This window comes from Streptomyces sp. SM11, from assembly GCF_002910905.1.
Taxonomy (GTDB): Bacteria; Actinomycetota; Actinomycetes; order Streptomycetales; family Streptomycetaceae; genus Streptomyces.
Map to the genome: position 1 here is coordinate 1 of NZ_NEUE01000218.1, position 23,727 is coordinate 23,727.

At 70.8% G+C, this 23,727-nt stretch carries 22 protein-coding genes and 2 tRNA genes; 14 read left to right on the top strand and 10 right to left on the bottom strand.

The window, feature by feature from the left end:
- The 3 genes from B9S58_RS22285 to B9S58_RS22295 all read left to right on the top strand — a co-directional run.
- Nucleotides 1-789, top strand: a 789-nt coding sequence (locus tag B9S58_RS22285) for an AIM24 family protein (protein ID WP_146063550.1), incomplete at its 5' end; no start/stop codon positions are given.
- An 11-nt stretch (nucleotides 790-800) separates the two neighbouring features.
- Nucleotides 801-1,481, top strand: a complete 681-nt coding sequence (locus B9S58_RS22290) for an AIM24 family protein (protein WP_103533859.1) — start codon at nucleotides 801-803, stop codon at nucleotides 1,479-1,481.
- A 19-nt stretch (nucleotides 1,482-1,500) separates the two neighbouring features.
- Nucleotides 1,501-2,256, top strand: coding sequence for an AIM24 family protein (locus tag B9S58_RS22295; RefSeq protein ID WP_103533860.1), 756 nt, complete (start codon nucleotides 1,501-1,503; stop codon nucleotides 2,254-2,256).
- Between the two features lie 77 nt (nucleotides 2,257-2,333).
- On the opposite strand, the gene B9S58_RS22300 is transcribed toward B9S58_RS22295, so the two are convergent.
- Together B9S58_RS22300 and B9S58_RS22305 are read right to left on the bottom strand one after the other, a co-directional pair.
- A complete protein-coding gene (locus tag B9S58_RS22300; protein ID WP_103533861.1) occupies nucleotides 2,334-2,873 on the bottom strand; it encodes an NUDIX hydrolase in 540 nt (179 codons plus the stop codon).
- Nucleotides 2,870-4,330, bottom strand: a complete 1,461-nt coding sequence (locus B9S58_RS22305) for a zinc-dependent metalloprotease (RefSeq protein ID WP_103533862.1) — start codon at nucleotides 4,328-4,330, stop codon at nucleotides 2,870-2,872. Before B9S58_RS22305 ends, B9S58_RS22300 begins: the two co-directional genes overlap by 4 nt.
- Nucleotides 4,331-4,520: 190 nt before the next feature.
- Between B9S58_RS22305 and B9S58_RS22310 the strand changes: the two genes are divergently transcribed.
- The 3 genes from B9S58_RS22310 (at nucleotide 4,521) to B9S58_RS22320 (ending at nucleotide 7,740) form a co-directional block, all read left to right on the top strand.
- Nucleotides 4,521-5,672, top strand: coding sequence for an SDR family oxidoreductase (locus tag B9S58_RS22310; protein WP_103533863.1), 1,152 nt, complete (start codon nucleotides 4,521-4,523; stop codon nucleotides 5,670-5,672).
- Between the two features lie 104 nt (nucleotides 5,673-5,776).
- The gene (locus tag B9S58_RS22315; protein WP_103533864.1) at nucleotides 5,777-6,238 is read left to right on the top strand and encodes a molybdenum cofactor biosynthesis protein MoaE; all 462 of its coding nucleotides are present in this window, start codon (nucleotides 5,777-5,779) and stop codon (nucleotides 6,236-6,238) included.
- 398 nt (nucleotides 6,239-6,636) lie between these two features.
- Nucleotides 6,637-7,740 (top strand): PDZ domain-containing protein, encoded by a 1,104-nt coding sequence (locus B9S58_RS22320; RefSeq protein ID WP_103533865.1) that lies wholly within the window; start codon nucleotides 6,637-6,639, stop codon nucleotides 7,738-7,740.
- Between the two features lie 45 nt (nucleotides 7,741-7,785).
- Here B9S58_RS22320 and B9S58_RS22325 read toward each other — a convergent pair whose 3' ends face one another.
- Nucleotides 7,786-8,346 carry a PPA1309 family protein gene (locus B9S58_RS22325; protein ID WP_258044885.1) on the bottom strand — a complete coding sequence of 187 codons (561 nt, stop codon included), beginning with the start codon at nucleotides 8,344-8,346 and terminating at the stop codon, nucleotides 7,786-7,788.
- Between the two features lie 135 nt (nucleotides 8,347-8,481).
- Between B9S58_RS22325 and B9S58_RS22330 the strand changes: the two genes are divergently transcribed.
- From B9S58_RS22330 to B9S58_RS22345, 4 genes are all read left to right on the top strand, one after another.
- Entirely contained in the window at nucleotides 8,482-11,517 is a 3,036-nt protein-coding gene (locus tag B9S58_RS22330; protein ID WP_103533867.1) for a UPF0182 family protein, read from the top strand.
- Nucleotides 11,518-11,559: 42 nt separating this feature from the next.
- Nucleotides 11,560-11,633: transfer RNA gene (locus B9S58_RS22335), tRNA-Met, on the top strand.
- A gap of 226 nt (nucleotides 11,634-11,859) precedes the next feature.
- On the top strand, nucleotides 11,860-13,965 hold the full coding sequence (locus tag B9S58_RS22340) for a tetratricopeptide repeat protein (protein ID WP_103533868.1): 2,106 nt from the start codon (nucleotides 11,860-11,862) through the stop codon (nucleotides 13,963-13,965).
- Between the two features lie 98 nt (nucleotides 13,966-14,063).
- Nucleotides 14,064-14,137 (top strand) — tRNA-Met (locus tag B9S58_RS22345).
- A gap of 101 nt (nucleotides 14,138-14,238) precedes the next feature.
- On the opposite strand, the gene B9S58_RS22350 is transcribed toward B9S58_RS22345, so the two are convergent.
- The gene (locus B9S58_RS22350; protein ID WP_103533869.1) at nucleotides 14,239-14,658 is read right to left on the bottom strand and encodes a Fur family transcriptional regulator; all 420 of its coding nucleotides are present in this window, start codon (nucleotides 14,656-14,658) and stop codon (nucleotides 14,239-14,241) included.
- A 170-nt stretch (nucleotides 14,659-14,828) separates the two neighbouring features.
- On the opposite strand from B9S58_RS22350, the gene B9S58_RS22355 reads away from it, so the two are divergent.
- The gene (locus tag B9S58_RS22355; RefSeq protein WP_103533888.1) at nucleotides 14,829-16,298 is read left to right on the top strand and encodes a catalase; all 1,470 of its coding nucleotides are present in this window, start codon (nucleotides 14,829-14,831) and stop codon (nucleotides 16,296-16,298) included.
- 80 nt (nucleotides 16,299-16,378) lie between these two features.
- On the opposite strand, the gene B9S58_RS22360 is transcribed toward B9S58_RS22355, so the two are convergent.
- Nucleotides 16,379-16,777 (bottom strand): cyclic nucleotide-binding/CBS domain-containing protein, encoded by a 399-nt coding sequence (locus B9S58_RS22360; RefSeq protein ID WP_103533870.1) that lies wholly within the window; start codon nucleotides 16,775-16,777, stop codon nucleotides 16,379-16,381.
- A 216-nt stretch (nucleotides 16,778-16,993) separates the two neighbouring features.
- Entirely contained in the window at nucleotides 16,994-17,794 is an 801-nt protein-coding gene (gene hisN / locus B9S58_RS22365) for a histidinol-phosphatase (protein ID WP_103533871.1), read from the bottom strand.
- Nucleotides 17,795-17,920: 126 nt separating this feature from the next.
- On the opposite strand from hisN, the gene B9S58_RS22370 reads away from it, so the two are divergent.
- Complete coding sequence (locus B9S58_RS22370; RefSeq protein ID WP_103533889.1) at nucleotides 17,921-18,562, top strand: TetR/AcrR family transcriptional regulator; 642 nt, start codon at nucleotides 17,921-17,923, stop codon at nucleotides 18,560-18,562.
- Here B9S58_RS22370 and B9S58_RS22375 read toward each other — a convergent pair.
- The 4 genes from B9S58_RS22375 to B9S58_RS22390 form a co-directional block, all read right to left on the bottom strand.
- A complete protein-coding gene (locus B9S58_RS22375; protein WP_097866095.1) occupies nucleotides 18,519-18,842 on the bottom strand; it encodes a multidrug efflux SMR transporter in 324 nt (107 codons plus the stop codon). The genes B9S58_RS22370 and B9S58_RS22375 overlap by 44 nt on opposite strands.
- Before the next feature lie 121 nt (nucleotides 18,843-18,963).
- Nucleotides 18,964-19,980 (bottom strand): ribosome small subunit-dependent GTPase A, encoded by a 1,017-nt coding sequence (rsgA, locus tag B9S58_RS22380; RefSeq protein WP_103533872.1) that lies wholly within the window; start codon nucleotides 19,978-19,980, stop codon nucleotides 18,964-18,966.
- Between the two features lie 3 nt (nucleotides 19,981-19,983).
- Entirely contained in the window at nucleotides 19,984-21,336 is a 1,353-nt protein-coding gene (gene aroA, locus B9S58_RS22385) for a 3-phosphoshikimate 1-carboxyvinyltransferase (RefSeq protein ID WP_103533890.1), read from the bottom strand.
- Between the two features lie 113 nt (nucleotides 21,337-21,449).
- Nucleotides 21,450-22,163 carry a M50 family metallopeptidase gene (locus tag B9S58_RS22390; RefSeq protein WP_103533873.1) on the bottom strand — a complete coding sequence of 238 codons (714 nt, stop codon included), beginning with the start codon at nucleotides 22,161-22,163 and terminating at the stop codon, nucleotides 21,450-21,452.
- Between the two features lie 52 nt (nucleotides 22,164-22,215).
- Between B9S58_RS22390 and B9S58_RS22395 the strand changes: the two genes are divergently transcribed.
- Entirely contained in the window at nucleotides 22,216-23,031 is an 816-nt protein-coding gene (locus tag B9S58_RS22395; RefSeq protein WP_103533874.1) for an SOS response-associated peptidase, read from the top strand.
- Between the two features lie 25 nt (nucleotides 23,032-23,056).
- On the top strand, nucleotides 23,057-23,695 hold the full coding sequence (locus tag B9S58_RS22400; protein WP_103533875.1) for an alpha/beta family hydrolase: 639 nt from the start codon (nucleotides 23,057-23,059) through the stop codon (nucleotides 23,693-23,695).
- Nucleotides 23,696-23,727 lie beyond the last annotated feature (32 nt).

The following is a 23,727-nucleotide window of genomic DNA, read 5'->3' on the forward strand; positions in this document are numbered from 1 at the left end:
GCCCCGCCCGCCGCTCCCTTCGGTCAGCAGGCCCCCGCGCCCTACGGTCAGCCCGCGCCGGCCCCGTACGGTCAGCAGCCCCCCGGTGGCATGCCTCCGGGCGTCCCGCAGGGTGTGCCGGCCGGGGGCTCGGGCCTCCAGGCGGCCCTGCAGCCGTACAAGGAGACCGCGACCGGGCAGCGCTGGACCCCGCAGAACCAGCAGCTCATGCGGGTTGACCTGACCATGGGCGGATCCGGAGTCCTGGCCCGCCAGGGCAGCATGGTGATGTATCAGGGCAAGGTGGACTTCGGCTACAAGAGTGCCGGATTCGTCGGCCGCGCCGTGGGCAACGCCACCGGCCAGGAAATGCAGCTGATGCGCTGTACCGGCCGCGGCCAGGTCTTCCTCGCCGAGGAAGGCGTGCATCTGCACCCGATCGAGCTGCAGGGCGATGGCATCTGCGTCTCCGCCGAGAGCGTCCTCGCCTTCGACGAGTCCCTCCAGTACGAGGTCCGCAGGGTCGAGGGGCATGGCATCCCCGGCGGCGCGCTGTTCACCATGCTGTTCCAGGGCACCGGAACCGTGATCGTGAAGACCCACGGCACCCCGGTCGTCCTGCCGGTCACGCCCACCACGTTCGCCGACTGCAACGCCGTCGTCGCCTGGTCGGCCGCCTCCCAGGTGATCGTCTCCAGCCAGGTCCGCCTGCGCCGCAACGCGTACCCCGGACACAGCGGGGAGACCGTGAACCTCCAGTTCCGGGGTGCCCCCGGCAACTTCATCGTCGTCCAGCCCTACGAGGTCTGAGGGAGCCCGTCATGAACCAGCAACTCGCGGGCTTCGCCCCGACCCCTGTCACGGCCCGTATGGAGAACCACGGCAAGACCATGCTCAAGGTCGCCATGGCCTCCGGGCAGGACCTCTTCGCGCGCACCGGCTCCATGGTGGCGTACGAGGGCTTCATCCAGTACGAGCCCAACCCGCCCGCCGCCCGGCAGATCGCCTCCCAGTGGATCACCGGCGAGGGCGCACCCGTCATGAAGTGCTCCGGCGACGGGCTGCTCTACCTCGCCGACTACGGCGCCGACGTGGTCGTCATCAACCTCAACAACGACTCCCTCTCGGTCAACGGCACCAACCTCCTTGCCTTCGACGCCCACCTCACCTGGGGCGTCGAGAAGGTCAAGGGGATGGCCAAGTTCGCCGGACAAGGTCTGTGGAACGTCGTCGTCCAGGGCACCGGATGGGTCGCCATCACCTCCCGGGGCACCCCGATCGTCGTCGACTGCGGACGCGGCGAGGACGAGACGTATGTCGACCCGGACGCGCTCGTCGCCTGGTCCCCGAACCTCAAGGTGAAGGGCAAGCGCAGCTTCAAGGCCGGCTCGCTGATCGGCCGCGGCAGCGGCGAGGCGTACCAGATGGGCTTCTCCGGCCAGGGCATCGTCGTCGTCCAGCCGAGCGAGGACAGCACGGACCGCCTGCGGGTCCGGAACTGACGGGGAGGGAGAACACATCATGCAGAGTCCGCTTTTCAGCCACACCGAGCAGCAGACCCAGGACCGGTACGCGATCCAGAACCCGCAGCTCCTGCGGGTCTCGCTGACCGGTCAGGACGACGTCCTCGCCCGCAAGGGCGCGATGGTCGCCTACCAGGGCCTGATGGACTTCGACGGGGAATACCAGTCCCAGGGCCAGCGGAGCGCCCGCGCACGTACCGGCGAGGGTCTCGACCTGATGCGTGTGTCCGGCCAGGGCACCGTGTACCTCGCCAACCTCGCGCAGTACATCCATGTCGTGGACGTCGACGGCGACGGGATGACCGTGGACAGCTCGTACGTCCTCGCGCTCGACTCCTCGCTGCACACCGAGGTCATCGCGGTGGACAGCCAGTACGGGATCTCCGGCAGCGGCAAGTACCAGCTCAATATCTCCGGCACCGGCAAGGTCGCCCTCATGACCTCGGGCCAGCCGCTGATGATGCAGGTCACGCCCGACAAGTACGTCAACGCCGACGCCGACGCGATCGTCGCCTGGTCCAGCTCCCTGCGCGTGCAGATGCAGGCCCAGACGCACTCCGCCGGTGTCTTCCGGCGTCGCGGCAACACCGGTGAGGGCTGGGAGCTGAGCTTCCTCGGCCAGGGCTTCGCCCTGGTCCAGCCGAGTGAGGTCATGCCTCCCCAGAACGCTCAGATCGGCCAGGGCGCCGCCGCCCAGTTCGGCATGGGCCAGCAGGGCGCGCACGGCCAGAACCAGAACAACGCCTGGAACTGACCCGTACTCGCGGAGCACAGCGGTAAGGGGCGGCCTCCCTTGAGGCCGCCCCTTACGCACAGCTGCTCAGCCTGCCGCTACAGCCGGACCCGCGTCGCCTCCAGCAGCCGTACGACGGACGCGTCGGCCACCTTGGGCACGTCCTCGTAGCCGAACCAGCGCAGCTCCAGGGACTCCTCGCTGATCCGCTCCGCCGCTCCGGCCGGAGCCAGGGCCGCGTACTGCACATCGAGATGCCAGTTGCAGGGAGACGGAATCGGGTGCCGGTCCAGCCGGGCCGGTCCGCCGGGCAACAAGGTGAGCCCCGTGATGCCGGACTCCTCCGTCGCCTCACGGAGCGCCGCCGCCTCAAGGCCGGCGTCCCGCGGCTCGCAGTGGCCGCCCATCTGGAGCCACATCCGGAGCTTCCGGTGCAGGGTCAGCAACACCTTCTCCCGCTCCGGATCGATCACCAGGGCGCTGGCCGTCACGTGCCCGGCACCGCACGCCTTCCACATGCCGTCGTCGTGCTGCGCCAGGTGATCCAGGTAGACCTGGCGCAGCTCCGCCTGGTCGCCGGCCCCGTCCTTGGGGGCGTAACCCTTCAGTACGAGGGTGGCGTCGTCGTGCAGGGTCACTGGTCGCGGCCGTCCTTGCCCTCGTCCTCGCCGTCACCCTTGTCCTCGACGGGCTTCGGCTTCGGCTCGCCCTCCGGCGCCGGCTTGCCCGAGCGCCCCTTCGCCGCCTCGCCGAGCATCTTGTCCAGCTCGGAGAAGTCCGCTTGCTCGTGATGGACGAAGCCGTCCGGGTCATCCAGGTCGTGGGCCGTCGGCAGCATGTCCGGGTGGGACCAGAGCGCGTCCCGGCCCTCCAGACCCCGGGCGTCCGTGAGCGAGGCCCACAGGCGCGAGGCGTCCCGCAGGCGGCGCGGGCGCAGCTGGAGACCGATGAGCGTGGCGAACGTCTGCTCGGCCGGTCCGCCGGTGGCACGGCGCCTGCGCATCGTCTCGCGCAGCGCGTCGGCCGAGGTCAGCCGGGACTTCGCGGCCTCGTGGACCACCGCGTCCACCCAGCCCTCCACCAGCGCGAGAGCCGTCTCCAGACGGGCCAGCGACGCCTTCTGCCCGGGTGTGTCCTCGGGCTGGAACATGCCCTGCTGAAGGGCATCCTGCAACTGCTCCGGCTGCGAGGGATCGAACTGGCCGACGACGTCCTCCAGCTTGCTGGTGTCGACCTTGATGCCGCGGGCGTACGCCTCGACGGCACCGAACAGATGCGACCGCAACCACGGCACATGAGCGAAGAGCCGCTGGTGAGCGGCCTCGCGCAGGGCCAGATACAGCCGGACCTCGTCCTGCGGGACGCTGAGGTCCTTGCCGAACTTCTCCACGTTCAGCGGGAGCAGTGCGGCCTTGCCCGCCGGCCCCAGCGGCAGCCCGATGTCGGTGGAACCCACCACCTCACCGGCCAGCACGCCCACGGCCTGCCCGATCTGCTGGCCGAACATGGCGCCGCCCATGGAGCGCATCATGCCGATCAGCGGGCCCGCCATGGCCTGCATCTCCTCGGGCAGCACATCGCCCATCGCCAGGCCCACCCGCTCGGCCACCGGGTCGACCAGCTGCTGCCAGGCCGGCAGCGAGGCCTCGACCCACTCCGCGCGGCTCCACGCCACGGTGGAGACCGAACCGGAGGGCATCGACGTGACGCCGTCCAGCCAGAGGTCCGCCAGCCGCAGCGCCTCGTCGACCGCCGTGCGCTCGGACGGGCCGACGCTGGCGTCCTGGGTGCCGTCCGGGGCGCCCTGCGAGACCGTCTGGCGGGCGATCTGCTTGGCCATGTCCCAGTTCACGGGACCGCCCTCGTAGCTCAGCATCTGGCCGAGCTGCTGGAAGGCCGCGCCGAGATCGTTCGGATTCATCGAGCCGAACATCGCGGCGAACGGGTTGTCCCCGCCCGCCCCCGGCCCGAATCCGAACGGGCCTCCGGGCCCGCCCGCGCTCTGCCCACCTTCGGTGGGATCCTTCTTCTTGCCCTCGTCGCCGTTCTCCGGCTCCTCCGGCGGAAGGCCGAATCCGAATGGGGTGTCACTCACGGGTTTCCTCGGCTCGTAGGGCCGCCGGCTCGAACCGACGGCGACTGCCCGACATCACCATCCAGCGTAGACACCACGCCCGCTTCGGGCCTCAGTGCTCCGCCGACTCCCGGCCTGCGGCAGGATGGACGCCACCTGGTACGTACGCGTCATTCGGGTACGTACTGAAGACAACCGCTGGAGACGCCCGGTGAGTTCCCCAGATCCGCAGGTTTGCGCAGCGCGAAACCTGACCGACCCCTCGCCCGAGAACACATCTGAAGAGAAGCGCCCCAGAACCCCCAGGAACCGGGGCCCCGTCGTCGCGGTCACCGGCGCCGCCACCGGCATCGGCGAACTGCTGACCGCCCACCTCGCCGCATCCGACGCGATCAAGCAGGTCATCGCGATCGACGAGCGCCGCGGCGAGGTCTCCGAGGCGACCTGGCACATCCTGGACGTACGGGACCCGGCCATTGCCGACAAGCTGCGCGGCGCGGACGTCGTCGTGCACCTGGCCCTCGATCTCGACCTGGAGACCGACCCCGCCGCCCGCACCGCGTACAATGTACGCGGCACCCAGACCGTGCTCACCGCCGCGGCCGCCGTCGGGGTCCACCGGGTCGTGCTGTGCACCTCGGCGATGGTGTACGGGGCGCTTGAGGACAACGACGTGCCGCTCTCCGAGGACGCCGAGCTGCGCGCCACCGCCGAGGCCACCGGCGTCGGCGACCTCCTGGAGATCGAGCGGCTCGGCCGCCGGGCCCCGCGCGCCCACCCCGGGCTCAACGTCACCGTCGTGCGCCCCACCGTCCTGGTCGGCGGCACCGACACGGCCCTGACCCGCTACTTCGAGTCCCCGCGCCTCCTGGTCGTCGCCGGATCGCGCCCCACCTGGCAGTTCTGCCACGTGGAGGACCTGGTGACGGCTCTGGAGTACGCCGCCCTGGAGAAGATCGACGGCGAGTTCGCGGTCGGCTGCGACGGCTGGCTGGAGCAGGAGGAGGTCGAGGAGCTCAGCGGCGTACGCCGGATGGAGCTGCCTTCCGCCGTCGCGCTCGGGGCCGCCGCACGGCTGCACCGGATCGGCCTCACCCCGTCCCCGGCGGGCGACCTGGCGTACACGATGCACCCCTGGGTGGTCAGCGTCAGCAGGCTGCACGACGTGGGATGGCGGCCGAAGTGGACGAACGAGGAGGTGCTCGGCGCCCTCCTCGAAGAGGTCGAGGGCCGCCACACGCTCGCCGGACGCCGCCTCGGCCGTAAGGACGCCACCGCCGCCGGAGCCGCCGGAGCCACGGTCGCCCTGCTCGGCGCGGCCGCCGTGGTCCGCCGTGCACGCAAGGCCCGCCGCCGCATCTGACCGTCACCGTGCCCGCGGGCCTGTAGGAGGCTCCAAACCGGCCGGCCGACCGCCGGTAGAACAGGCAATTCCGGGATGTCGGTGCCGTACGGCACGATGGGAGCATGGCACGCACTCACGACCACCCCGGCGAGCACGCGGCAGCGGACCCCATCCGGCTGCTGGCGATCCGGGACGCCCCGCTCTCCGTCGACGAGGTCTTCCGGGCCGTCGGCGACGACGCGGCGGGCGGCATCGCGCTCTTCGTCGGCACCGTGCGCAACCACGACTCCGGACAGGACGTCGGCGCGCTCGGCTACTCCTGTCATCCCTCGGCCGGGGACGAGCTGCGCCGAGTGGCGGAGAAGGTCGTCGCCGACCACCCGGTCCGTGCCCTGGCGGCCGTCCACCGAGTGGGTGAACTGGAGGTGGGCGATCTGGCCGTGGTCGTCGCCGTAGCCTGCCCGCACCGCGCCGAGGCCTTCGAGGCCTGCCGCAAGCTCATCGACGACCTCAAGCACGAGGTTCCGATCTGGAAGCACCAGCGGTTCTCGGACGGCACGGAGGAGTGGGTCGGAGCCTGCTGAGCGCAAACCGCCCCGGGGCGCATCAGCCCCGATTTGCGTAACCGCACCCCCGCCACGAGCGTTGGTCTTCCGGATCGTTAATCTGCTGATCGGGTATCCGGTCGCTCATGGGGTAGGGAGGTAGTGATGGCGGCACTCGCTTGGCTGTTGATTCCACTTTTCGCTGCTGTCGGCGGTGCGATATGGGCGAGTTGGGCTGCCCGTAATCGCACGACCGGCGATGTCACGGAACTCGCCGGCTACGCAAGGTTCCGTGACGCGATGGAGAAATCGCACTCCGGTTCCGAGGCTCTCTGAGACCGCCGCACGCCGCGTGACCACCTTCCGCCGCGTTCCGGTCGCCTCGTACGGACCGGCCCCGGCGGTGCACTGACAGGCCCTTCCCGTACTGTCGTTCCATGCCACGCCGCACCGCGACGATGCTCGCCTCCACCCTCGTCCTCATCGCGCTGCTCTGCGCAGGCGTGCTGATCAAAGTGCCGTACGCGGAGATGTCTCCCGGACCGACGGTCAACACCCTCGGTGAAGCGCGTGGCGAGCCCGTACTGCAGATCTCCGGTCGCAAGACGTACCCGGCCTCCGGCCATCTCAACATGACGACGGTCCGCGTCACCGGAGCGGACTACCGGATGAACATCTTCGAGTCCGTCTACGGCTGGCTGGCCCATGACAGCGTCGTGGTGCCGCACGACACGCTCTACCCGGACGGCAAGACCGAGGAGGAGTCCACCCAGGAGAACGCCGAGGAGTTCAGCCAGTCCCAGGAGAGCGCCAAGGTGGCCGCCCTGAACGAGCTGAAGATCCCGGTCGCCACGCGGGTCGTGGTCTCCACGGTGGTCAAGGACAGTCCCTCCGAGGACAAGCTGCACGCGGGCGACGTGATCAAGGCCGTCGACGGCACCGCGGTGAAGGAGCCCGGCGACGTGGCGGAGCTCGTCACCAAGCACCAGCCGGGCGAGGACGTCACCTTCACCATCGTTCCGGCCAAGGAGGCCGCTGCGGCGGAGAAGGCCGGCCGGGAACCCGAGGGCGGCGAGAAGATCACCATCAGGACCGCGAAGGCTCCCGCCGCGGAGGAGGGCGGGAAGGACCGGGCGATCGTCGGGATCAGGGCCGGGACGGACCACACGTTCCCGTTCGAGATCGACATCAAGCTCGCGGACGTCGGCGGGCCGAGCGCCGGGCTGATGTTCTCCCTGGGCATCATCGACAAGCTCACCCCGGGCGATCTGACCGGCGGCTCGTTCGTCGCGGGCACCGGCACCATCGACGACGCGGGCGAGGTCGGCCCGATCGGCGGCATCAACATGAAGCTGGTCGGCGCCCGCGACGCCGGCGCCCGCTACTTCCTGACGCCCGACGACAACTGCGCGTCGGCCGCGGCCGACACCCCCAGCGGCCTCACCCTGGTGCGGGTCAAGACCATCGAGGACGCCACGAAGTCGCTGGAGCAGATCCGCACGGGGAAGACCGCAGGCCTGCCGAGCTGCGCGACCGGCTGACGGCCGCGCCGCCCGGGAACCGTACGGCCCCGGGCGGCGGCCGGATCAGGACTCGAACGTCGCCGCGAGCGCCTCGGCGAGGCCGGGCACCAGACCGGCGCCGGTCAGCACCTCGGTGGGGGAGTCCTTCTCGCGCAGCCGTACGGCGGACTCGCGGGCCCCGTCCCGCAGGACGGCCACGGTCATCCGCACCTCCTGCCGGTCGGGGTGCTTGGCCACCCACTGGGTCAGCTGCTTGTCGCTGAGACCTTCCGGTACGGAGGCCTCGGCGGACGGCGGCAGCATCAGCCGTTCCACCGTCATGGCGCAGCCGACCACGGCGTCGGGCCAGGCGATCGTGCCGAGGAAGTCGTCGAGCGCGGTGCCCGGGGGAAGTTCGTCCTGCTCGATCGGGGTGAGCGCGGCGACGGAGGAACTGGGGTCCTCAAGGCCTAGCTGAGCGGCGAGACCGGGCTCCTGGACCCGCAGTCGGGCGGTGTCGACCAGGGCGAACAGCCGGGCGGGCTGGTCCCAGCCGAGGTTGGATGCATAGGCGTCGATTTCGAGGACGGCGACGGTGAGCGGACTCGCGGCCATCGGGGGTCCTGCGGGGGAAACGTTGGGCATGGTCAATATCCTGCCTCCTTCCGACCCCGGAACGGGAACTAGGTAAAGCTTCAGTAAGTTGCATAGGTGGGCTCTAGGATCGCTGGGCCTGTCCACACGACCGCGAACTTCGAGGTGCGCACGTTGGCTTTCCAGATGCCGGACCGCGGCGGAGGCCCGACCGGGCCACGGATCAGAGTCGGCCGCCCGTCCCGGCGCGCCCGTACCCTGCTCATGACTTTGGGTGTCCTGGCGGTTCTCGCCATGGCCTTCGTCATGTTCGCCGGGTTCTGGACGGACTGGCTCTGGTACAGGTCGGTCGCGTATTCATCCGTCTTCACCACCACTCTGTGGACCAAGATCGGACTGTTCCTCGTCTTCGGACTGCTGATGGCGATCGCCATCGGTGTGAACATCTGGCTCGCGCACCGGCTCAGGCCGCCGCTGAGCGCGATGTCGCTGGAACAGCAGAGCCTGGACCGCTACCGCATGAGCATCGCCCCCCACAAGAAGTGGGTGCTGCTCGCCGTCACGGCGCTCGTCGGACTGATCGCCGGAGCTTCCGCCTCCGGCCAGTGGCGCACATGGCTGCTGTACGTCAACGGCGTGCCGTTCGGGCAGAAGGACCCCCAGTTCCAGCTGGACGTCGCCTTCTTCGCCTTCGACCTGCCGTGGTACCGCTTCCTGCTGGGCTTCGGCTTCGCGGCGACCGTACTCTCGCTGATCGCCGCGGCGCTGACCCACTATCTGTACGGCGGGCTGCGCATCACCAGCCCCGGCGCCCGCGCCACCGGGGCGGCCACCGGTCACCTCTCGGTGCTGCTCGGCGTCTTCGTCTCCCTGAAGGCCGTGGCGTACTGGCTCGACCGGTACGGGCTGGCCGTGAAGTCCAGTGACTTCAAGGCCACCGACAACTGGACGGGCCTGCGGTACGTCGACGCCAACGCCTATCTTCCGGCGAAGACCATCCTGTTCTGCATCGCAGCGATCTGCGCGGTGCTGTTCTTCGCGACGCTGTGGCGTCGCACCTGGCAGCTCCCGGTCATCGGCTTCGGTCTGATGGTGCTCTCGGCGATCCTGATCGGCGGGCTCTACCCGGCGATCGTGCAGAAGTTCCAGGTCCAGCCGAACGAGCAGGCCAAGGAAGCGCCGTTCATCAAGAAGAACATCAATGCCACACGCGACGCGTACGACATCGATGACGCCAAGGTGGACGACTACGACGGTCAGGCGACCACGAAGGACGACACCAAGTTGCGGGCCGCGGCCAACGCCGCCGCCAGCTACCGCGTGATGGACCCCAACGTCGTCTCCCCGGCCTTCCAGCAGCTTCAGCAGAAGAGGAACTACTACCAGTTCCCCAAGACGCTGGACGTCGACCGCTACAAGGACGACGAGGGCAACGAGCAGGACACCGTCATCGGTCTGCGTGAGCTGAACATTCAGGGCCTGCCCAAGCGGAACTGGATCAACGACCACTTCACGTACACCCACGGCTACGGCGCCATCGCGGCCCGCGGCACCACCACCGGCACCAACCCGACGGGGTCTCCGGACTTCACCGAGTCGGGCCTGCCCTCCACCGGTGAGTTCGGGAAGTACGAGCAGCGGATCTACTACGGCGAGAAGACCGAGCAGTACTCCATCGTCGGCGGGCCCCAGAAGGAGCTCGACTACGAGGAGGACGGCGAGAAGACCACCAGCTACAAGGGTGACAGTGGGGTCAGTCTCTCCAACGCCTTCAACCGTGCCGCGTACGCGGTCTCACTCAGCGAGCCGCAGATCATGTATTCGGGAGCCATCGGTGATGGCTCGCGGATCCTGTACAACCGCACGCCCAAGGAGCGCGTCGAAGCGGTCGCCCCGTGGCTGACCATCGACGGCGACGCCTACCCGGCGGTCGTCGACGGCCGGATCCAGTGGATCGTCGACGCGTACACCACGAGCAACGGTTACCCGTACGCGTCCCGGACGACGCTCGGCGACACCACGGCCGACTCGCTGACCACCAACCAGCGCGCGGTTGTCGCCCAGGAGAACCAGGTCAACTACATCCGCAACTCGGTGAAGGCCACCGTCGACGCGTACGACGGCAAGGTCAAGCTCTACGAGTGGGACACCGAGGACCCGGTCCTCAAGACCTGGCGCAAGGCGTTCCCGGGCACGGTCGAGTCCCGTACGGACATCCCGCAGGACCTCATGGAGCACCTGCGGTATCCGCAGGACCTCTTCAAGGTCCAGCGCGAGCTGCTCACCCGCTACCACGTCGAGGACCCCGCGCAGTTCTACAGCGGCTCCGACGCCTGGCAGGTGCCGGACGATCCGACCAACAAGGAGCCGGGCTCCGTCCCGCCGTACTACCTGAGCATGAAGATGCCTGGGCAGGACGACCAGGAGTTCTCGCTGACCACCACGTTCACTCCCAGAGGGCGCCCCAACCTGGGGGCCTTCATGGCGGTGAACGCGGACGCGGCCAGCAAGGACTACGGGCAGATGCGGCTGCTGAGAGTCACCTCCACGGTGAAGGGCCCCGGCCAGGTACAGAGTGAGCTCAACGGCATCGACGACGTCGCGGAGTTCGTGAGGAACCTCAAGGGCACCGACTCGGACATCGAGTACGGCAACCTGCTGACGGTTCCGCTGGAGGGCGGTTTCCTCTACATCGAGCCCGTCTACACGCGCGGTGGCAACCAGAACTACCCACTGCTACGCAAGGTGGCCGCCTCGTACGGCTCGAAGATCGTCTTCGAGAACAACCTCGGAGACGCGCTCAACGCCGTCTTCGGGGTCGAGGACGACGGAGCCACGACACCGCCCGACCCCAGTGAGCCGCCGGGCGAGACCGACGAGCCCCCGGCCACCGGCAGCGCCGCGCTCAAGAAGGCCATCGCGGACGCCCAGAAGGCGTACTCCGACGGCGAGAAGGCGCTGCAGGAGCAGGACTGGCCGGCTTACGGCAAGGCCCAGGAGGCTCTTCAGGAGGCCCTGGAACGAGCCGCCGCCGCGCAGCCCAAGGCGGGCAGTGAGGGGGACAAGGCCGACAACGCCGAGAAGCCGGCGGGTGACGCCAAGCCGGACAGCTCGGCCGAGCCCGCGAGCGCCAGGACACCGGCGGACGCGGACCAGGCGGATCCGGCGCGGAAGCCTGATGCGGCCGACGGAGCGGACAAGGGCTCCGACCAGGGAAGCTGAGAAGAGTCCACCCCGCGTCGTGGTACGGTTTGAACACAACGGCGCGGGGTGGAGCAGCTCGGTAGCTCGCTGGGCTCATAACCCAGAGGTCGCAGGTTCAAATCCTGTCCCCGCTACTGAAAAGACGAAGGCCCGGATCCCAAGGGATCCGGGCCTTCGTCGTGCCCGGTGGGTGTGCGGGCCGTGTCGGTCCCAAGCTGTCGGCGTGAAGTGCGGTTCGCTGGGCAGCAGTTGCCTCCGGGCGTGTTTGACTTGTCTCCCTGTGGGCATGTCGACAAAACGCTGTAGTGACCTCACTGGCCGCGGTATATCAAGTGTGCGTGGGTTACAGGTGGTGCGACGATGGTATTTATGGGGGACAGGGCAACTCTGTTGGAGACAGGGCGGTTTGTGCAGCAGCGCGGCCAAGATGCGGAAAGCGCGGTAGACGCGGCTTTCGCTGCCGCCATCGCCGGGGCGGGCGCACCGGTCCAGCGGACCGGCGCCACTGCCCCGGGCGCCACCACGAGCACGCCCGACGAGGACACCACGGACGCGGTCGACGCCGCGGACAGTGCCGAGAGCGAGGCGCGCCACCGGCGTGCCGCCGACGCGGGGGACACCACGTCCATGAGCGTCCTGGGCGCGCTGCTGCTGCGCCGGGGCGAACTCGACAGCGCCGAGCGGTATCTGCGCGCCGCCACCGCCGACGGGAACCGGGCCGCCGCGAACAACCTGGGCGTCCTGCTGAACCAGCGCGGTTACCCGGACGAGGCCGCGGGCTGGTGGCGCATCGCCGCCGTGGCCGGATCCGCCGCCGCCGCGCACGCGCTCGGCCGGCACTTCCGCGAGCGCGGCGACGAGCCCGGCGCGGAGTACTGGCTGCGCCAGTCCGCCGAGCAGGGCCACGCGCTGGGCGCGTACGCGCTGGCCGATCTCCTGGAGCACCGCAGCGATGTCGGCGCCGAGCGCTGGCTGCGCGCCGCTGCCGAGCAGGGGCACCGCGAGGCCGCCTACCGGCTGGCCCGCGCCCTGGAGCGGAAGGCTGTCGAGGACCCGCACGACGCCTTCGGCCTGGGCCGGGGCGCCGCCTCCGGGCGGACCGGGACGGGCCTGGGGCTGCCCGGCGACCCGCCCGTGCCCGCTGCCCCGGACCCGCGGGCGACGGACTCCGCAGCGGCCAGGAGCGCGAGCGCCAGGAGCGCGGGTGCCAAGAGCGCGGCCGATGGTGACAGTCCCGTGGCGGGCCCTGCCGCCGGCCGGGTCGGCGAGGCCGAGCAGTGGTACCGCCAGGCCGCCGCCAGGGGTCACCGGCGTGCCGCCCTGCACCTCGGCGCGATCCTGGAGCAGCGCGGCGAGCTCAAGGAGGCCGGACGCTGGTATCTCACCTCCGCCAAGGACGGCGAGCCGCGCGCCGCCTGCGCGCTGGGCTTCCTGCTGCGCGATGCCGGCGACGAGGAGAGCGCCGCCGTGTGGTGGCTGCGCGCTGCCCAGGACGGCGACGGCAACGCCGCCAACGCGCTCGGCGCGCTGCACGCCGCACGCGGTGAGCAGCAGACCGCCGAACGCTGGTACCGGGCCGCGATGGACGCCGGTGACGTCAACGGGGCGTACAACCTCGGGCTGCTCTGCGCCGCCCAGGACCGCAACCCCCAGGCCGAGCAGTGGTACCGCCGCGCCGCGTACGCCGGACACCGCGAGGCCGCCAACGCGCTCGCGGTGCTGCTTCTCCAGGCGGGCGACCACACGGGGGCCGAGCCCTGGTTCTCCAAGGCCGCCGAGGCGGGCAGCGTCGACGCGGCCTTCAACCTCGGCATCCTGCACGCCGGGCGCGACGAGGACCGTACGGCGCTGGGCTGGTACGAGCGCGCCGCGGCGGCCGGGCACACGGACGCGGCGCTCCAGGTCGGCATGGCCCTGCTGCGCGACGGCGACGACCGGGAGGCCGAGCGGCACCTGCGCTGTGCCGCGGGCGGCGGCAGCGCCGAGGCCGCGTTCCGGCTGGCCGGGGTGCTGGACGCGCGCCAGCCGCCACCGGGACCGCCCGCGCTGGGCGAGCCGACGCCGGAGAAGACCGAGTGCGAGGAGTGGTACGAGCGGGCCGCCCAGCAGGGCCACCGCCGCGCCCAGGTCCGGGTCGGCATGCTCGCCGCCGCCCGGGGGGACGTGGAGAGCGCCGCCCACTGGTACCGGGAGGCGGCCGAGGCGGGCAGCCGCAACGGGGCCTTCAACCTCGGGCTGCTGCTGGCCCGTGAGGGCAGTGAGCGGGAGGCCGCCCTGTGGTGGAGCCGTGCGGCCGGCGCCGGACACGGCCGTGCCGCGCTGCGCTTGGCGCTCCTCGCCGCCCGGCGGGGCGAGCTGACCGAGGGGCAGCGCTGGTGTGCGCGGGCGGTGGAGCTGGGCCCGGCCGAGGTGGCCGAGCGGGCCGCACGGCTGCGCGAGGCGCTGCACCAGGAGCTGACCGCGTAACACCGGAACCGCCTGCCGCCGGAAAGCCGGGCCCCCCGGGGGCCGGTGTGAATGAATTTGCGCCGTCCGACCCGTTGACGTAATGTTGCATTCAACGACGCGGGGTGGAGCAGCTCGGTAGCTCGCTGGGCTCATAACCCAGAGGTCGCAGGTTCAAATCCTGTCCCCGCTACTGAAAAGACGAAGGCCCGGATCCCTTGGGATCCGGGCCTTCGTCATGTCCGGAGAGGTGACGGCCGAGGCCCGCCCGAAGGCGGGCCCGCGGTGGTCGGCTCAGGCGGTGGCGGCGCAGTTCGGGCAGATGCCGCGGTACGTCACCTCGACGCCGGAGACCATGAAGCCGTAGCGCTCCTCGGTCGGCAGGGCCGTCAGCGGGTTGCCCGCGGGGTGCACGTCCCGGATGGCTCCGCACCGGGCGCACACCAGGTGGTGGTGCGGGCGGTGCGCGTTCGGGTCGTAGCGCTTGGCCCGGCGGTCCGTGGAGACCTCCAGTACCTCACCGAGGGACACCATCTCGCCGAGGGTGTTGTAGACGGTGGCGCGTGAGATCTCGGGCAGCCTCGATACGGCCCTCGCGTGGACCTCGTCCGCCGTCAGGTGTACGTGGTCCCCGTCGAGGACCTCGGCCACGACACGCCGCTGCGCCGTCATGCGCCAGCCGCGTCCGCGAAGTCGTTCCAGCAGGTCGCTCATGGGGCCCAGCCTAACAGTGGAGGGATCGAGTCCCGATCGAGTGTGACTTTGGATGCTCACTTGACTTAGACATTGTCCATTGTAGGATCGGGACCGGCATACGCCAAGGGACAGGCTGTGCGGAACATCGGCCCGGCGAACGAGGCCGGCCGATCACAGAAGTGCAGGACATGACGCAGGAGGCGCACGTGACGCAGGGACCGCTCACCACGGAGGCCGGCGCGCCGGTCGCCGACAACCAGAACAGTGAGACCGCGGGCGCCGGCGGTCCCGTTCTCGTCCAGGACCAGGCGCTGCTGGAGAAGCTCGCCCACTTCAACCGTGAGCGCATCCCGGAGCGCATCGTGCACGCCCGCGGCGCCGGTGCGTACGGCACGTTCACGCTGACCCGCGACGTCTCGCAGTGGACCAGGGCGAAGTTCCTCTCCGAGGTCGGCAAGCAGACCGAGACCTTCCTGCGCTTCTCCACCGTCGCGGGCAACCTCGGCTCCGCCGACGCCGTGCGCGACCCCCGCGGCTTCGCGCTGAAGTTCTACACCGAAGAGGGCAACTACGACCTCGTCGGCAACAACACCCCGGTGTTCTTCATCAAGGACGCCATCAAGTTCCCCGACTTCATCCACACCCAGAAGCGCGACCCGTACACGGGCTCGCAGGAGGCGGACAACGTCTGGGACTTCTGGGGTCTGTCACCCGAGTCGACGCACCAGGTGACCTGGCTCTTCGGTGACCGCGGCATCCCGGCCACGCTGCGTCACATGAACGGGTACGGCTCGCACACCTACCAGTGGAACAACGAGGCCGGCGAGGTCTTCTGGGTCAAGTACCACTTCAAGACCGACCAGGGCATCGAGAACCTCACCCAGGACGAGGCCGACAGGCTCGCCGGTGAGGACCCCGACAGCCACCAGCGCGATCTGCGTGAGGCGATCGAGCGCGGTGACTTCCCGTCCTGGACGGTGCAGGTCCAGATCATGCCCGCGGCGGACGCGGCCACGTACCGCTTCAACCCCTTCGACCTCACCAAGGTGTGGCCGCACGCGGACTACCCGCCGATCGAGATCGGCAAGCTGGAGCTCAACCGCAACCCGGAGAACATCTTCGCCGAGGTCGAGCAGTCGATCTTCAGCCCCGCGCACTTCGTGCCGGGCATCGGCCCGTCCCCGGACAAGATGCTCCAGGGCCGCCTCTTCGCGTACGGCGACGCCCACCGCTACCGCGTCGGCATCAACGCCGACCACCTGCCGGTGAACCGCCCGCACGCCACCGAGGCGCGGACCAACAGCCGGGACGGCTTCCTCTACGACGGCCGTCACAAGGGCGCCAAGAACTACGAACCGAACAGCTTCGGCGGCCCGTTCCAGACCGACCGGCCGCTGTGGCAGCCGCTCCCGGTCACCGGCGCCACCGGCAGCACCGAGGCCCCCGGTCACGCCGAGGACAACGACTTCGTGCAGGCGGGCGACCTCTACCGGCTCTTCTCCGAGGACGAGAAGGTCCGGCTGATCGAGAACCTCGCCGGGTTCATCGCCAAGGTCTCGCGCGACGACATCGCCGAGCGCGCGATCAACAACTTCCGCCAGGCGGACGGCGACTTCGGCAAGCGGCTGGAGGCCGCGGTCCAGGCCCTCCGCGGCTGACCGGACGCCTGTCGTCGACCGGTGGGCCGGACCCCTTCACGGGGGTCCGGCCCACCGGCCGTTCCGGTGCCCGGCCGGCGTCAGCCGGTGGCCGCGACCGTACGGCGCACGGGCGCCCAGCAGCGGATGATGTCGCGCACCGACACGATGCCCACCGGACCGTCGCCGTCCAGCACGATCAGATGCCGGAACCCGCCGTGCGTCATGGCTTCCGCGGCCTTTTCCAGGGTCCAGGCCGGGGCGGCGAACACCACGTCGGTGGTGGTGTGGGCGGACGCGGTCTCCAGGTCGGGGTCCATCCCCGATCCGACCGCGTCGAGGATGTCGCGCTCGGTGATGATGCCGAACCCGCAGGTGTCCGGGTCGTGGACGACAGCTGCTCCGATACGACGGGCCGACATCAGCCGGGCCGCCTGGCGGAGCGTATGGGCGGGGCCGATGGTGAGGACCACCGTGCTCATGGCGTCACGGACGAGCATGAAACGAGCACCTCCTCGGTGAGCCGACTCTGTGAGTCGATTCACAAGTTCACAAGTGGGGGGACTCTCAGAGTTGCACCCTTGGGGCGGGTCGACAAGGGGTGGGCGAGGCGCGCCGAGGGGCGTGCGACCAGCACACAACACGCCCCTCGGCCGGCTCGTGGACCGTACGGTTCCGAAGCAGGCCCGGGAAGCCGGGTCGGGAAGCCGGGTCGGTCAGTAGCGCTGGTTGAGGTAGCCCAGCAGCTCGTCGTGGAGCAGCCCGTTCGAGGCCGCCGCGTTTCCGCCGCCCGGACCGTCCACCCCGTCCAGCGAGGTGAACCGGCCGCCCGCCTCCTGGACGACGATCGCGGTCGCCGCCATGTCCCACAGCGACAGCTCCGGCTCCGCGCAGATGTCCACGGAACCCTCCGCGACCATCATGTACGGCCAGAAGTCGCCGTATCCCCGCGTCCGCCAGCAGGCCCGGGTGAGGTCCAGCAGACCACCGAGGCGGCCCTGCTCCTCCCAGCCGGACAGCGAGGAGAACGCGAACGAGGCGTCGGCGATCCGCTCCACCTTCGACACGTGCATCCGGGTCGCGGAGGTGAGGCTGCGGCCGGTGAACGCGCCCGCGCCCTTCGCAGCCCACCAGCGCCGGTTCAGCGCGGGCGCGGAGACCACGCCCACCACCGGCTGGAAGCCCTCCTCGCCCGCCTCCATGAGCGAGATCAGCGTTGCCCACACCGGCACGCCGCGCACGTAGTTCTTGGTGCCGTCGATCGGGTCGATCACCCAGCGCCGCGGACCGGTGCCCTCGACCCCGTACTCCTCGCCCAGGATCGCGTCCCTCGGGCGGGCTCGATGCAGGTGGCCCCGGATCAGCTCCTCGGCGGCCTTGTCGGCCTCGCTCACCGGCGTCATGTCCGGCTTGGTCTCCACCTTCAGGTCGAGAGCCTTGAACCGGTCCATCGTCGCCGCGTCGGCGGCGTCCGCCAGCACGTGGGCGAGGCGCAGATCATCGTGGTAGTCGGGCATGCCGTCACAGTATCCAGCGCCGCCGGGCGCGGGCTACAGCGCCCCCGCCGCCGCCCGGGTCCCTTGACAGTCCCCGGGAGCACGTCAACTCTGAACCACAGGGTCCCGGGGCGGGGGGAGGCGATGATGCCGACAGCGCGGCAGGCACTGCTGGACGCCGCCCTCCGGGCGCTGGACGCACGGCCCTGGAACGCCGTGCGCATGGTCGACGTCGCTGCACTGGCAGGCGTCTCGCGGCAGACCCTCCACAACGAGTTCGGCACCAAGGGCGGGCTGGCCGGGGCTCTGCTGCGCCGGGCCGCCGACGGCTATCTCGCCGGGGTGGACCGCGCCCTGACCGCCCCCGCGCCCGACCGTCCGGCGGCCGTCGCGCTCTGGACCGTACGGGCCGCCCGCCGGGACGCACTCGTCACAGCCCTGCTCACGGGGCGCTGGGCCGAGGGGCTGCCCCGCCCGGACCGCGGGCAGGGTTCCCGGGGACGTACGGGCGGGAGCCCGCCGCCGACCCCCGAGGAACTGCTCGCTCTGGTACGCGACCGGACGGCGGCCGCGTCACCGGGGGCCGCCGCCGCGCGCTGCGAGATCGTGTTACGGCTCGCACTGTCCTGTGTGATCGTCCCGGTGCCGGGCGACGACGCCGCGGACAGCCTGGCGCTCCGCCTCGTCCGGGAGGCGTCCCGGACGGCGGGCGAAGGGACGGCGGGCGAAGGGCCGGCGACCGGTCTCAGTGGGCGGAGCCGGACAGCTGGAGGCCGATCACGCCGATGATCACCAGTGAGATCGACACCAGCTTCAGCGTGGAGACCACGTCACCGAGGAAGACCATGCCGTAGATCGCCGTCCCGGCCGCCCCGATCCCGGTCCACACCGCGTATGCGGGGCCGACGTCCAGCTTCTTCAGCGCCAGGGTCAGCAGACCGAAACTGCCGAGCGCGAACGCGGCGAACGCGATCGTCGGCCAGAGCCGGGTGAATCCGTGGGAGAGCTTCAGACACACGGCGAAGCCGGTCTCCAGCAGTCCTGCGACCACGACCAGCAGCCAGGGCATCGTCAGTTGCCTCCCGCGTAGGTGACGGCATCGTCCCGCTCGGTGCGATTATGCCTTTACCAGTCGTTGAAGCTCGCAAACATGCCCGCGCCGCCGCGGCCGATTCAAGCCGGATTCGCCGTCAGTCGCCCTCGCGCCGTTCCCGGGTCGCGAGCAGCCTGCGCAGGGAGTCCAGCCGCGCCGGGTCGGCGTGCCCCTCGCCCACCCAGGCGTCCAGCGCGCACTCGGGCTGGTTCTCGTCGTGGGTGCAGCCGCGCGGGCAGTTCTCGGTGCCCGGCTGCAGGTCGGGGAAGGCGTTGATGACCCGTGACGGGTCGACGTGGTGCAGCCCGAAGGACCGCACGCCCGGGGTGTCGACCACCCAGCCCCGGTCGCCAGGCAACGGCAGCGCGAGGGCCGAGGTGGTGGTGTGCCGACCCCGGCCGGTGACCGCGTTGACGATGCCCGTGGTCCGCCGTCTGTCCTTCGGCACCAGGGCGTTGACCAGTGTGGTCTTGCCGACGCCGGAGTGTCCGACGAAGGCGGTGACCCGGTCGTTCAGGAAGGTGCGCACCTGGTCCGCCGCGTCCCCGTTCTCCAGCTCCTCACGGCTGGTCACGATGTACGGGACGCCGAGTGGGGTGTACGCCTCCAGCAGCTTGTCCGGCGACGCCAGGTCGGACTTGGTCAGTACCAGGAGTGGGGTGAGCCCGCCGTCGTACGCTGCCACCAGACAGCGGTCGATCATGCGCGGCCGGGGTTCGGGGTCGGCCAGCGCGGTGACGATCGCCAGCTGGTCCGCGTTGGCGACGACCACGCGCTCGTACGGATCGTCGTCGTCCGCCGTGCGGCGCAGCACCGTACGGCGCGGGGAGATGCGCACGATCCGGGCCAGGGTGTCCTTCTCGCCGGAGAGATCGCCGACGATGGAGACGGTGTCGCCCACCACGGCGGCCTTGCGCCCCAGCTCACGGGCCTTCATCGCCACCACGGTCCGGCCCTCGACGAGGCAGGTGAGCCGGCCCCGGTCGACGGTGAGGACCATGCCGTCCTCGGCGTCCTCGTGCTTGGGCCGGGTGTGCGTACGCGGCCGGTTGCCCTTGCGGTTGGGGCGGACGCGGATGTCGTCCTCGTCGGGGTTCTTCCCGTAGCGGCGCATCCTCTAGACCCCGAGCATTCCGGTCCACATGTCCGGGAAGTCCGGCAGGGTCTTGGCGGTCGTGCCCACGTTCTCGATCTCCACGCCCTTCACCGCCAGACCGATGATCGCCCCGGCGGTGGCCATGCGGTGGTCGTCGTACGTGTGGAAGACGCCGCCGTGCAGCGGGCGCGGGCGGATGTGCAGCCCGTCGGCCGTCTCGGTGACATCGCCGCCCAGCTCGTTGATCTCCTTGGTCAGCGCGGCCAGCCGGTCCGTCTCGTGCAGCCGCAGATGGGCGACGCCGCTGAGCGTGGAGGGGGAGTCGGCCAGCGCCGCGACCGCCGCGATGCCCGGGGTCAGCTCGCCGACCTCGCCGAGGTCCACGTCGATGCCGTGGATCCGGCCCGTGCCGGTGAAGGTCAGTCCGCGCTCGGTCAGCTCGCAGCTGCCGCCCATCGCGGTGAAGATCTCCCGCAGCGCGTCACCCGGCTGGGTGGTCCGCTCGGGCCAGTCGGGGATCGTGACCCGGCCGCCGGTCACCAGGGCCGCGGCCAGGAACGGCTGGGCGTTGGACAGGTCAGGTTCGATCGTCAGGTCCCGGCCGAGCAGCGCGGAGGGGGAGACCCGCCACACGTTCGGCTCGCCGCCCGTCTCCGGCTCGTCGACCTGGGCCCCGACGGCCCGCAGCATGTCGACGGTCATCCGGATGTGCGGCATCGAGGGGAGCGTGGATCCGGTGTGCCGGACCTCCACGCCCTGGTTGAAGCGCGGCCCCGACAGCAGCAGCGCCGAGACGAACTGGGAGGAGGACGAGGCGTCGATCGCCACCGGGCCGCCCTCCAGCGCCCCGCCGCCGTGCACGGTCAGCGGCAGCGCCCCGCGCCCGTCGTCGTCGATCCGCGCGCCGAGCGCCCGCAGCCCCTCGATCACGCCGGTCAGCGGGCGCTCGTAGGAGCGGGGGTCGCCGTCGAAGCGGACCGGGCCGTCGGCGAGCGTGGCGACGGGCGGCAGGAAGCGCATCACCGTGCCGGCGTTGCCGACGTCGACCGCGGTCGGGCCGTGGAGCCCCGCCGGGATGATCCGCCAGGCCTCGCCGGAGCTGTCCGGGGAGGCCGCAGCGGACGGGCTGGTCGCGGACGAGGAGGAGACGGTCTCCTCGATGCCGACGCCCATCGCGCGCAGCGCGTCGGCCATCAGCAGGGTGTCGCGGGAGCGCAGCGGGCGGCGCAGCCAGCCGGGCTCGGCGGCCAGCGAGGCCAGCACGAGCGCACGATTGGTGACCGATTTGGATCCGGGCACGGTGACGGTCGCGTCGACGGCTCCGCTCGCGTGGGGGGCGGGCCAGAGGGCGGGGTGCACGGAACTCTCGGTCATGGCCATCACTTTAGTGGTTCCACGCCGACCTTGATTCTGACCAAAAGGGCGGAAACTGGCCTGTAACGAGAGAGTGGTACGGACCGGAGTGCGCGCCGGGGTCAGACGCGCCCTCACCACCCCAGCAGCCACCGCCCGCCGCCGATCAGCGAGCACAGCGACACCGCGTGGAAGAGGAACAGCCACAGCACCGCCGGGGCGTGGGTCAGCCGGGCCAGCTGGTCCGCGTCGGAGTCCGGGGCGCCTCCGTGGCGCCGCTTGGACTGGAGCTCGAACGGCGGCCGCACCCCACCCAGCAGCAGGAACCAGACCACCGCGTACGCGAACGCCGACTGCACGTCCGAGGAGGCCAGCCAGGACACCAGCAGGAAGGCCGTGCCGGTCAGGATGACGGTGAGGGCCCCGTACACATTGCGGATCATCACCAGCATCACCGCGAGCAGCGCCGTCGCCACCCACAGCAGCAGGGTGATCCTGCCGTCTCTCAGCAGCCAGGCGCCGCCCAGGCCCAGCAGCGAGGGGGCCGTGTAGCCGGCCGCCGCCGTGAGGATCATGCCGATCCCCGTCGGCCTGCCGCGGCTCACGGTCAGCCCGCTGGTGTCCGAGTGCAGCCGGATGCCGGAGAGCTGCCGTCCGGTGAGCAGGGCCACCAGTCCGTGGCCGCCCTCGTGCGCGATGGTGATGGTGTTGCGCGCGAGCCGCCATATCGGGTTCGGCACGACGGCGACGAGCGCCAGGGCTGCCGTCACCACCACCAGCCACTGCTCGGGAGCGGACTGGGTTCCGGTGACGCGATCCCACAGATCGCCCAGTTCGGTGCTGTTCATCGGCGGGCGACTCCTTGCGGTGGGGGTGGGTGGTCGTGGCAGTCTGGCATCCATGTGCGGACGGTTTGCAGCCAGTCGGGCGCCCGAGGACCTGACCGAGCTCTTCGGTGTCGAGAAGCGGGAACCCGCCGAGACCCTGGGGCCGGACTGGAACGTGGCGCCGACCAAAGAGGTCTACGCGGTTCTGGAGCGTCCTGTTAAGGACGCCGACGACCAGCGTCCGGTTCGCCAGCTGCGTGCCCTGAAGTGGGGACTCGTGCCGTCCTGGTCGAAGACCCCCGAGGGTGCCGCCCGGATGATCAACGCCCGGGCGGAGACCGTGCACGAGAAGCCCTCCTTCCGCCGTGCCTTCGCCCAGCGCCGCTGCATCCTGCCGGCCGACGGCTATTACGAGTGGGTCACCGGCTCCGAGGAACGGCAGCTGGAGGAGAAGAAGGGCAGGAAGCGGGCCCGGAAACAGCCGTACTTCGTGACCCCGGCCGACGGGTCGGTCTTCGCGATGGCCGGACTGTACGAGTTCTGGCGCGACGCGACGTTGCCCGGCGACCACCGGAACGCCTGGTGGGTGACCTGCTCGGTGATCACCACCGAGGCGGAGACCACCCCGCTGGCCGTCGCCCCCGCCGAGGGGCCCGGCGCCCTCGCCGACATCCACCCCCGGATGCCGCTGATGCTCACCCCCGACCGCTGGGACACCTGGCTGGATCCCACGCACACGGGCCTCGACGAACTGCGCGCGCTCCTCGATCCGCCGCCCGGCGGGCTGATGCGCGCCTACCCGGTCGCCACCACCGTCAGCAACGTCCGCAACAACGGGCCCGAACTGCTGGAGGAGCTGGCCGCGCCGGAGGAGTCCACGCTGTTCTGAACGGCGAGCGGGGGAGGATGGCCCGGTGAGCCGTCAAAGGAGTACGCAGAACGTCACCACCGACGCCGGAGAGGCCAGGGTCACCTGGGTCCCCGCGTCCGCGCCCCGCCTCGTGCTGGCCCTGAGCCACGGGGCGGGCGGCGGCATCGAGGCCCGCGATCTGAAGGCCCTGGCCGCCGTCCTGCCCGGACACGGTGTCACCGTCGCCCTGGTGGAGCAGCCCTGGCGGGTGGCCGGCAAGAAGGTGGCCCCCGCCCCGAAGACCCTGGACACCGGCTGGCGCGGCCTGTGGCCCGCCCTGGCCGCTCCGGGGCTCCCCGTCGTCGCCGGGGGCCGCAGCGCCGGGGCCCGGGTCGCCTGCCGGACCGCCACGGAGCTGGGCGCGGCGGCCGTCCTCGCGCTCAGCTTCCCGCTGCACCCGCCGGGCAGGCCCGAGAGGTCCCGCGCCGACGAGCTCCTCGGCGCGGGCGTGCCCACTCTGGTGGTACAGGGAGGCAACGACCCGTTCGGCCGGCCGGAGGAGTTCCCGCCCGGTCCGTACGAGCTGACCGAAGTGCCCCACGGCGACCACGGGTTCGCGGTGGGGAAGAGGTCCGGGACGGCCGAGGAGCAGACGATGGGCCTCCTCACCGACGCGGTTGCCGGGTGGCTCGCGTCACTCTGATGACGTAGCGGACGACGTAGGTGGCCCGGGGC